This is a genomic window from Pseudomonas sp. GW101-3H06 (genome assembly GCF_059424605.1).
This window is the reverse complement of the sequence record NZ_JBWKZO010000001.1, coordinates 4,434,010-4,443,635: the sequence shown is the minus strand read 5'-3', so window position 1 is coordinate 4,443,635 and position 9,626 is coordinate 4,434,010. Positions and strand designations below refer to the sequence as shown.

Genomic DNA, 9,626 nt, shown 5'->3' with positions numbered 1-9,626 from the left:
ACAACCCCTGTGGGAGCGAGCCTGCTCGCGAAGAGGACCTGTCAGTCGACATCAATGTTGGCTGGCAGTCCGCTTTCGCGAGCAGGCTCGCTCCCATAGGTTTCATGCCGGTTTGAAGATTGATTAATGACCTCTTTGTGTAAAAGGACTCCCCCATGGCCGTACTGCCAGAACTTGAAGCTTTCCTCGAACTCGCCGAGTTCGGCCGCCTGACCGGCAAAAGTCGCGCGATGCACGAACAAACCCCGCAACAGGCGCGGATCGACTTCGAAGCGTCGTCGGGGTTTCTCGATGTGCCGCTGCAGCACATTGCCTGCGAAGACTTCACCATCGCCGCCCGGGACGGCCACAGCCTGGCGGCGCGTCTGTACCGCGACGGCCAGGCAGTCGAAGGGCTGCAACCGGTCATGCTCTACTTCCATGGCGGCGGCTACGTGGTCGGCAGCCTCGATTCCCATGACGCGCTATGCCGTCGACTGGCAGCCCAGGGCGGCTTCGCCCTGCTGACCGTGGATTACCGCCTGGCGCCGGAATGGAAATTCCCGACGCCGGTGCAAGACGCCTGCGACGCCGGCAACTGGCTGGCGCGCGAAGGCGCGGCCCATGGCCTGGACGCCAAGCGGGTGGCAGTGGCCGGCGACAGCGTCGGCGCGACCCTGGCCACGGTGCTGTCGCTGATCGCCGTGCGCGAACCCGAGGAACTGGCGCTCAGACCCAAAGCCCAACTGTTGGTATACCCGGTCGCCGACACCACCACCCACCGTGCTTCGCACCGCGACTTTGCCGAAGGTTACCTGCTGGAAACCCCGACCCTGAACTGGTTCTACGCCCACTACGGACGCACGCCTGCGGATTTGGCCGACTGGCGCTGCTCGCCGCTGCTGGCTGACGACTTGTCAGGCATGGCGCCGGCGCTGGTGTACCTGGCCGGGCACGACCCGCTGCACGACGAAGGCCTGGCCTATGCCGAGCGTTTGCGGGCGGCGGGAAATGAGGTGACCTTGCTGGAACAGCCGGGCATGACCCATGACTTCTTGCGGATGGCGGGGTTGTTGGGGGAGGTGGAAGGGATTCACCGGGAAGTGGCGGGGTGGGCGCGTTTGCGGTTGTGAAGTAAACAGAAAATCAAAAGATCGCAGCCTGCGGCAGTTCCTACAAGGCGTTGCCGAAGGCTGCGATTTTTTGATCTATCGCTGATGTATCGTCCAAAGAAGATGCTATGGATCGCCCCTACGCACCAAACGCATCATGACAATACCTCCTTGGCCTGCTCGATCAGCCCGCCGCTGCGCCTCAGATAATCGAGCATGTTCTCCATACGTAGCGCGTCTTCGGCTTTGATGAGGGCCTGCTTCTGTTGCGCGACGACCTGGCCGATGGCCAGGGTGGGTTTCAGAATGTCCTCAGCGTTCGGCAGGAACGGTTCCACCTCGCCCGTGGCGGCGTTGATCACCTGATAGCCCACCGCTGCCGCGACCAGCGTCCCGGCAAAGGCCTTGCCCTCGTAACGACGCAGGCTGTACGCTCCACCCAGCACCAGGGCAATGCCCACCACGCGTCCCGCCACCACCGCCGGGGTCAGGCGCTTGTTGGATTCATCGCCGAAATACACCACGCGATAGCGGAAGTAATCACCCCACATCTCCCGCGAACTCATGAAGTCGTGCAGGAACCAGGCACGGGAGTCGTGGACCTGATCGTCGAACAAGGCAACCACGGCGGCCATTTCAGGTACTTGACTGACTTCGAACTGCTTGGCCCAGCGTTGAGTGAACAGCGCCTTGGCGCGCAACTCGCCCTCGGCCTTGAGCTTTACGTATTCCTGCTGCTCGTCATCGTCGTTGAGCAGGTACACCGTCTCTTTCAACACCCCATCAAAGACCAGCCCACCGAAGCTGGTGTGATCGCGGCGCCAGGCTTGATAGTCGTGCTCGAACTCGACAGCGGCCTCGCGGATTTGCTGCTGGTCCAGCACCGGCTCGTAGGGTGGCGGACCGGCAAGAGTGGTCAGGTTTTGCGTCTCGACGGGTTGGCCTCGAACACCCGAGCGGTCCTTTTTGGCCCTGTCTATTTCCGCCTGGCGCTGGGCTTTCTGCTCGGCTTGCAGTGTCGCGTTGGTTTGTACGGCCTGGCCGAAGAAGGGTTGATTGACGTAGCTGCCCCGGGCAAAGCGCTCGATGCGCCAGCCGGTGAGCCAGGCCAATTGTGCGGCCATGGTGTCTTCGAGGTTGCGGCCCAGGCGCAAGGGGTTGTCAGTGGTTGGGGCTGAAGCAGGGTTTTCGTCGAGGCCCAGGGTGGTGCGCCAGGCGTTGAAGCGGTTGATGAGCGAGTCTTCCAGTACAAACTCCTTTTCGGTTGCTGTCGACATGGCTCGTGCCGGTTGGATTTGTCGAAGTTCATCCGGAACTACGGCCTCGGGCACCGTCAAGGGCGCACCCGCCTTGAAGGCCGCCGCATACATGTCGTGCAGGACAATCTGCGACAACAGCTCGCCCGCGCCACCACGGGCCTTGCCCTGGTCCCCCGGTGGATAACCACCACCCACATCCGAGTGCATGCCGGGGTAAACCACTTCAGTGGCATAGGGCGGGTAACGGCCATCGGCATAACGGATCGAGTCCAGCGGGAAACACAGACGCTGCTCATGGGCGGCGACGAAATGCCGGCAGTCCTTGATCCATCCGGGGAAACGCCCAACATCGGGCAGCGCTTGCGTGCCATCGGCCCAGTCCATGTGCCCGTCGGCAAAGGGGGCGGCACGGGCGCTGCCCACCGAGGCCACGGTGTCCAGCAGGCCGAGGAATTCGATGCTTAGCGGAATCCCCAGCAGCGTTTGCTCTGGACGTTCGGCGCCTGGCGGAGTGTCGAACAGCTCGCTCAGCCAGGTGATGAAGGTACGCGCCTCGGCGGCGCCGCGAGAAAAACCGTAGACGAACAATTTGATTGACAGCACCATGGGTAACGCCGTCGCCACCTTGGCCCGCAACGGCTCCAGCAACGAGGCCATGGCCTGACGGCGGGTGCTTTTGCCCATGGCGGTCATGGGCCAGGTGGTGGCCATGGCTTTGAGCTTGGTTTGGGCGACCGGGAGCGCCAAACCCTTCTTGTTATCCAACGCAAACGACAAAGCATCGGCGATGCGCAGCAACCCCCAATTGATGCGGTCCTCGCCCCGGTTGGCGAACGCCATGCCCATGGTGCTGTAATCCAGCTCGCCAATTTCGGGAAAGGGCGTGCCCACACCGGGAATGTAATAGCGGAAATACCCACCTGTAGTCCGCTCAATGCTGGCGTGATAGAGCCGCGCGATATTGGTCGGGTGCGGTGGTTTGGCCTTGTGGGTGTCGTAGGGCTCGTTGTTGTTGGTGCCATCGAAAAACAGGCTGATGTGCAGGGCACGCGCACAGGTGGAGGCGCCGCGAAAGCCGCGCTGGGCATTCAGTTTTTGACGGTATAACTCCACTTCAGCAGTTTGCCGATCATAATTAGCCCTCACCGCTTGAGTATCACTGGGTAAACGGCGCTCTTTGGGAAATAACGCCGGAACATAGACGGAATCACGATTTTTTATTTCGGACATGTGGCGGGCTCCTGCATGTTCAGCGGTTCTTTGATCGGACTATTGGGTGAGGGGTAGCGCCAGCAGGACGTGGACAGCTTGACTCGATGGCAGGGTAGAAAGTGCACTTCCAACGCACATAATTCGTCTTCGTAGGGTGGAAGTTCCACAATCGCAGTGTGCCTCCCGTAGTTAGCCTCATGTTTAGCCAATGCAGCCTCATCAAAGTTAAACCCATCGGGTTTACGTTTAATTTTTTCGTAGGGAGCCGGATCAGTTTCCCACTCCACTTTCAACTTCAAACCCGGCGACCATTGGCTGGGCAGCGAAACACAGCAGAACCCGCCCCCATACCCATAAGGGGATATGTTCGGACCGCCATAACCATTCACCATGAAGTAATTAATAGCCGCCGAAGTATGATTAACTCCGTTCAAATCTCCCGCCAAATACTTCGGCGTCCCCGGAGAACAGCCGGCCAGTAATAACAACAAACCACCGACAGCCCATCGCTGTCTCAACGTCCCTTTCTCGTTACTCATCAAACGCCTCCCTGTTGATTAAGTTGCGCACGAAAGATGCCTGCGACAGGCAGCTTTCGTGCGTAACCTTTTCATCGAATGGAAAACACAAACGCTGCTCATGGGCGGCGACGAAGTGCCGGCAGTCCTTGATCCATCCGGGGAAGCGCCCGACATCGGGCAGCGCTTGGGTGCCATCGGCCCAGTCCATGTGCCCTTCGGCGAAGGGCGCGGCGCGGGCGCTGCCCACCGAGGCCACGGTGTCCAGCAGGCCGAGGAATTCGATGCTTAGCGGAATCCCCAGCAGCGTTTGCTCTGGACGTTCGGCGCCTGGCGGAGTGTCGAAGAGCTCGCTCAGCCAGGTGATGAAGGTCCGCGCCTCGGCGGCGCCGCGAGAAAAACCGTAGACGAACAACTTGATTGACAACACCGTGGGTAACGCCGTCGCCACCTTGGCCCGCAACGGCTCCAGCAACGAGGCCATGGCCTGACGGCGGGTGCTTTTGCCCATGGCGGTCATGGGCCAGGTGGTGGCCATGGCTTTGAGCTTGGTTTGGGCGACCGGGAGCGCCAAACCCTTCTTGTTATCCAACGCAAACGACAAAGCATCGGCGATGCGCAGCAACCCCCAATTGATGCGGTCCTCGCCCCGGTTGGCGAACGCCATGCCCATGGTGCTGTAATCCAGCTCGCCAATTTCGGGAAAGGGGGTGCCCACACCGGGAATGTAATAGCGGAAATACCCACCTGTAGTCCGCTCAATGCTGGCGTGATAGAGCCGCGCGATATTGGTCGGGTGCGGTGGTTTGGCCTTGTGGGTGTCGTAGGGCTCGTTGTTGTTGGTGCCATCGAAAAACAGGCTTATGTGCAGGGCACGCGCACAGGTGGAGGCGCCGCGAAAGCCGCGCTGGGCATTCAGTTTTTGACGGTACAACTCCACCTCGGTTGTTTGCCGCTGATAATTGGCCCTCAAAACCTGGGGATTGCTGGGTAACCGCCCTTCCTTGGGAAACAGGGCAGGGACATGGACGGAATCACGATTTTTTATTTCGGACATGTGGCGGGCTCCTGCATGTTCAGCGGTTCTTTGATCGGACTATTGGGTGAGGGGTAGCGCCAGCAGGACGTGGACAGCTTGACTCGATGGCAGGGTAGAAAGTGCACTTCCAACGCACATAATTCGTCTTCGTAGGGTGGAAGTTCCACAATCGCAGTGTGTTGTTGGTACTTGGCTTTATGCTTAACCATGAAGGCACGAAACTCATCGGTTCCTAATGGAGGGGATTTAGCATAAGGATCAGAATCAGTTTCCCACTCCACTTTCAACTTCAAACCCGGCGACCATTGGCTGGGCAACATTGCACAGCACCCCCCCCCCCCATAACCAAACGGAGAGATGTTTCTTCCACCATAACCATTTACGGAGAAACGATTGATAGCCGCCGAAGTATGATTAACCCCGTTCAAGTCTCCCGCCAAATACTTCGGCGTCCCCGGAGAACAACCAGCCAGTAAGAACAACAAACCACCGACAGCCCATCGCTGTCTCAACGTCCCTTTCTCGTTACTCATCAAACGCCTCCCTGTTGATTAAGTTGCGCACGAAAGATGCCTGCGACAGGCAGCTTTCGTGCGTAACCTTTTCATCCAGTGGAAGTGAAGGGGAGGCTAGGTGTTCTTCGCTTTTGAAGGCCCCGGATGTCGAAGGATATGTAAGGACCACGGACCGCAAGTTTGTGGTAGCTGTGGTCGAAGAGGGCTGGCAGTACATTGTGCAAGTTCAATCCTCCCTGTGGTATTCGGACAGGCATCAATTCCATCCCCGATCAAGCGCTCGACAGCTTTCTGCAAGCTGACAACGGTTGAAATAGGATGCTTCCGAGATGCGCGTAGGACGCATCCGGGATGCTGGTGTGTCAGGTCTTTAGGGGGGGAATCGAAGAGAGGTTTGTTCGACCGCTTTCTGGCGCTTTTGGACGTGCAGGTTCTAGTGTGTGTAAAAGCCCGACACGTTACTTGATGAAAGCTACAGCGCCTTGCGTCGTTGCCTACGGTTACGCCAGAATCCGCCGGCTTGTGTGCCTTGGGGCTGCTCGGTAACTTGATTCGCGTCACTAAATGTCAGTGATCGGGTTTAGTAGCCTGTGGTGTTATCAGTAAGGTGCATAGCGCTTTCAGTCGGGTGATCCCCATCCCCGACTTGATGGTGGCTGTACGCAGGGCGCTTCGGCGCGCCGGTAAATGCTGATCTCCCCCGGTCTACTAACCTGCGTACAGCCGCCACCCTTCTTTTAGTAGGGAAGTGTTGGCGGCTCCATTCAGGAGTAATCAGCACATGGTCAAACCAACACCGAATCTGCCGAAAACCGATCCGGCAATCCCCTCCGACCGCATCCCCTCAGCCGCCGACATCAACGCCACCCCCCGCAGACTCGAGACCACTTTCATCGTCAACCCCGACCTCGATACCGAAACCCTGCTGGCCCATGCCTGTGAGTCGCTGGCCTCGGCCAATGTCATGACCCTGGATTTGGCGGATCGCACGGAAGGGACTAGTCGCAATACGTTGTTGGGGATCGCTCAGGTGATCATGTTGGGGGAGTTGGCGGTGAATCGAGCGTTGGATCGGATTGAACTGCCGGAATAGAAGATCGAAAGATCGCAGCCTGCGGCAGCTCCAGAGGAACGCGTACATCTGCTGTGAACTTTTGGTGAGGCCACTGTAGCCTTCGCGAGCAGGCTCGCTCCCACAATTGATCTCCAGTGAACCCGGACTTTGCATCCACTGGAGAACCACTGTGGGGGCGAGCCTGCTCGCGATAGCAATACCAGAATCACTACAAATCCTACAGACAAAAAAATGCCCGCATCTCACGACACGGGCATTTTTCATTTCAGCTCAAGCGACTCAGAAGTCGTACTTCGCGGTGATCTGCATGTTGCGCGGTTCGCCGTAGAAGGTGGTGCCGAAGTTGCCAAGGCCGGTCAGGTAGCGCTTGTCGAAGACGTTGTAGGCGTTGGCGGTGAAGCTCAGGTGTTCGTCGTACTGATAACGGGTCATCAGGTCGACGAGGGTGTAGCCGCCTTGCTTGAGCATGGTGCTGCCGCCTTCGCCATTACCCACGTTCGGGCTGAAGCTCTGGCCGTAAAACGCGCTCTGCCAGCTCACGCCGCCACCGACGGTGAACTGGTCCAGCGCACCGGGCAGGCGGTAGGTGGTGAAGGTGCGTACCACGTGTTCCGGTTTGCTGGTGGCCAGCGGGAAGCCGAAGATGCGTTGATGGTCCTGATCGCGGGTACGGGCGTAGGTGTAGCCGGCGGACAGGTTCCAGCCTTGCGCCAGCTCACCGGCCAGTTCCAGTTCCACACCCTTGGTTTTGGCCCCGGAGATTGCCTTGTAGACGTCCTGGCCGGTATCGGTGTTGGTGGTGACGTATTGGGCGACGTTGTCCTGCTCGATCTGGAACAAGGCCAGGGTGGCATTCAGCTTGCCTTCGAAGTAGGCCGCCTTGATGCCGGTTTCGTAGCTGTCGCCTTCAACCGGCTCCAGGGTCTTGCCGCTGGCGTCTTTGTAGATTTGTGGCTGGTAGATGCTGGTGTAGCTGGCGTAGACCGAGTAGGTATCGTCCAGGTCATACACCACACCGGCGTAAGGCGTGACGACGCCGTGTTCCTTGTAGCCTGCTTCGGTGTCGGCGAAGCCGGAGCCCGGGTAGTAGGTGTAGTCCTCGTCGTACTTGTAGGTACTTACACGGCCGCCGAGGATGAAGGACAAGTCGTCAGTCGGACGCAGGCGCGTGGCCAGGTAAGCACCGTTCTGGCTCTGGGTGCGTTCGTACTTGCCGTTTTTCGGGAAGTCTTGCTTCGCCAGGTGGCCTTCCCAGTCAAAGATGTTACCCGTCACTTCGCCAAAGGCGGTGGAGTCGTAAGTCGCACCGGTCTGACGGGAATGGGAGGTCATGAAGCCTGCCACCAGTTCATGTTCGCGACCGCCCAGGGTGAAGGGGCCAGACACGTTCACGTCAGCCGTGTTCTGTACGCGATGACCTTCCCAGCGCCCCCAGTAAAAGAACATGCCTTCGCCCGTTTCGCGGTTCGGGTAACCGCCGCTGGCCGAGGCCAGTTGGGTATCGTGGTCGGTGGTCTTCTGGTCGAGGCTGACTTTGAGTTTCCAGTCGTTGGTCAGCGCTTGTTCCAGGGACGCGAAGTACGTGATGCTGTCGAAATCACGACGGCTCCAGTCGGCACCCGGGTTGAAACTGCGTGTGAAATCGGTGCGGCCACCGTCGGAGAAATACGGCGAGTTACCGGTCCAGGAACTGCCACGCGGCGTCGCGCTGGATTTGTCGACACCCAGGGTCAGCAGGGTATCGTCGGTCAGGTCGGCTTCGAGAATGCCGTAGTACAGGTCTTTCTTCTGGCTGTAGTGATCGATGTACGAATCTTTGTCCTGCAAGGCACCGACGAAGCGACCGCGCACGCTGCCGGTATCGTTGAGCGAACCGGAGATGTCGCCTTCGGTGCGGTAGTTGTCCCAGGAACCGACGGTGCCGCTGATCGAGGCCTTGAAATCCTTGGTCGGTTTCTTGCGGATCAGGTTGACGGTGGCGGCGGGGTCACCGGCGCCGGTCATCAGGCCGGTCGCGCCCTTGATGACTTCGATGTGGTCGAGGCTGGCTGCGTCATCGCTGTTGTTCGGGTTTTCACCGTAAACACCGTCGTAGGGAATGTTGACGCCATCGTACTGAAAGTTGGTGATGGCAAAGCCACGGGCGGAAAACTCGGTACGGTCACTGTCGTATTTCTGAGCCGTGACGCCGGGGGTGTTGCGCAACGCATCGGCGACGCTGGTGACACCGCGATCATCCATTTGCTGACGGGTCACCACGGTGACCGATTGCGGGGTTTCGCGGATGGTCAGCGGCAGCTTGGTGGCGGTGGTGGTGGCGCCGGTGGTGTAGGAACCGGTGTCTTCGGTGGTCAGGCCCAGGGCCTGGCCGGAAATGGTGGTCGCACCCAGTTGCAGGCCCGAGCCGCCGGAAATCAGCGTGACGCTGTTGCCGTTGATCTGGAACGAAATGCCGGTGCCCTTGAGCATCTCGGCCAGGGCCGCTGACGGCTCCAGTGAGCCGGACACGGCGCGGGACTTGATGCCGGCCACTTGATCCGGGCTGTAGAGGATTTGCAGGTGGGTCTGCATGCCCAGTTCGGTCAGCGCGCTGGACAGCGGCTGCACGGCAATACTCACTTTTACAGGCGCTGCATTGGCCATCGAGCTCCCCAGCAAGGTGGCGGTCAGCAGAACGCTGGTCAACAGGGTTCTATGCAGGGACGGGCGCTGTACAGCCAGCGCGAGAGGTGTGCGGCGTGGAAGAGATCGCATTACTTACCAGTGCTCCTGAAAAGTGTCGTGCAGAGTTTTTGTTAATAGGAATGATTATTAAGACGGGGCGCTGACAGGAAACCGGAAAAATAATTTCAACTAATTTGCGCAGGACAAATGTGGGAGCGGGCTTGCCCGCGCCCACATTTGAATCTCGTCAGAC

At 59.2% G+C, this 9,626-nt stretch carries 7 protein-coding genes; 2 read left to right on the top strand and 5 right to left on the bottom strand.

Going from position 1 to position 9,626, the window contains the following annotated elements; translation table 11 throughout:
• The first annotated feature begins 155 nt into the window (after positions 1–155).
• On the top strand, positions 156–1,112 hold the full coding sequence (locus tag AC07ZE_RS20280) for an alpha/beta hydrolase (protein WP_207266384.1): 957 nt from the start codon (positions 156–158) through the stop codon (positions 1,110–1,112).
• A 134-nt stretch (positions 1,113–1,246) separates the two neighbouring features.
• Here the strand turns inward: AC07ZE_RS20280 and AC07ZE_RS20275 are convergent, their stop codons facing one another.
• The 4 genes from AC07ZE_RS20275 to tli1a (AC07ZE_RS20260) are packed head-to-tail and all read right to left on the bottom strand — an operon-like array spanning position 1,247 to position 5,652.
• A complete protein-coding gene (locus AC07ZE_RS20275) occupies positions 1,247–3,580 on the bottom strand; it encodes a T6SS phospholipase effector Tle1-like catalytic domain-containing protein (protein WP_207266383.1) in 2,334 nt (777 codons plus the stop codon).
• Complete coding sequence (gene tli1a, locus AC07ZE_RS20270) at positions 3,568–4,101, bottom strand: Tli1a family immunity protein (protein WP_207266382.1); 534 nt, start codon at positions 4,099–4,101, stop codon at positions 3,568–3,570. Before tli1a (AC07ZE_RS20270) ends, AC07ZE_RS20275 begins: the two co-directional genes overlap by 13 nt.
• Positions 4,094–5,137 carry a phospholipase effector Tle1 domain-containing protein gene (locus tag AC07ZE_RS20265; RefSeq protein WP_207266381.1) on the bottom strand — a complete coding sequence of 348 codons (1,044 nt, stop codon included), beginning with the start codon at positions 5,135–5,137 and terminating at the stop codon, positions 4,094–4,096. Before AC07ZE_RS20265 ends, tli1a (AC07ZE_RS20270) begins: the two co-directional genes overlap by 8 nt.
• Positions 5,125–5,652, bottom strand: a complete 528-nt coding sequence (gene tli1a / locus AC07ZE_RS20260) for a Tli1a family immunity protein (protein ID WP_207266380.1) — start codon at positions 5,650–5,652, stop codon at positions 5,125–5,127. Before tli1a (AC07ZE_RS20260) ends, AC07ZE_RS20265 begins: the two co-directional genes overlap by 13 nt.
• Before the next feature lie 763 nt (positions 5,653–6,415).
• Here tli1a (AC07ZE_RS20260) and AC07ZE_RS20255 point away from each other — a divergent pair.
• The gene (locus tag AC07ZE_RS20255) at positions 6,416–6,727 is read left to right on the top strand and encodes a DUF6124 family protein (protein ID WP_207266379.1); all 312 of its coding nucleotides are present in this window, start codon (positions 6,416–6,418) and stop codon (positions 6,725–6,727) included.
• Positions 6,728–6,988: 261 nt separating this feature from the next.
• Here AC07ZE_RS20255 and AC07ZE_RS20250 read toward each other — a convergent pair whose 3' ends face one another.
• The gene (locus tag AC07ZE_RS20250) at positions 6,989–9,463 is read right to left on the bottom strand and encodes a TonB-dependent siderophore receptor (protein WP_207266378.1); all 2,475 of its coding nucleotides are present in this window, start codon (positions 9,461–9,463) and stop codon (positions 6,989–6,991) included.
• Positions 9,464–9,626: the final 163 nt, after the last annotated feature.

Bases quoted from the DNA above. Each gene is read 5' to 3' on its own strand.
- AC07ZE_RS20280 (WP_207266384.1), top strand. From the start codon at position 156: ATGGCCGTACTGCCAGAACTTGAAGCTTTCCTCGAACTCGCCGAGTTC.
- AC07ZE_RS20275 (WP_207266383.1), bottom strand. From the start codon at position 3,580: ATGTCCGAAATAAAAAATCGTGATTCCGTCTATGTTCCGGCGTTATTT.
- tli1a (WP_207266382.1), bottom strand. From the start codon at position 4,101: ATGAGTAACGAGAAAGGGACGTTGAGACAGCGATGGGCTGTCGGTGGT.
- AC07ZE_RS20265 (WP_207266381.1), bottom strand. From the start codon at position 5,137: ATGTCCGAAATAAAAAATCGTGATTCCGTCCATGTCCCTGCCCTGTTT.
- tli1a (WP_207266380.1), bottom strand. From the start codon at position 5,652: ATGAGTAACGAGAAAGGGACGTTGAGACAGCGATGGGCTGTCGGTGGT.
- AC07ZE_RS20255 (WP_207266379.1), top strand. From the start codon at position 6,416: ATGGTCAAACCAACACCGAATCTGCCGAAAACCGATCCGGCAATCCCC.
- AC07ZE_RS20250 (WP_207266378.1), bottom strand. From the start codon at position 9,463: ATGCGATCTCTTCCACGCCGCACACCTCTCGCGCTGGCTGTACAGCGC.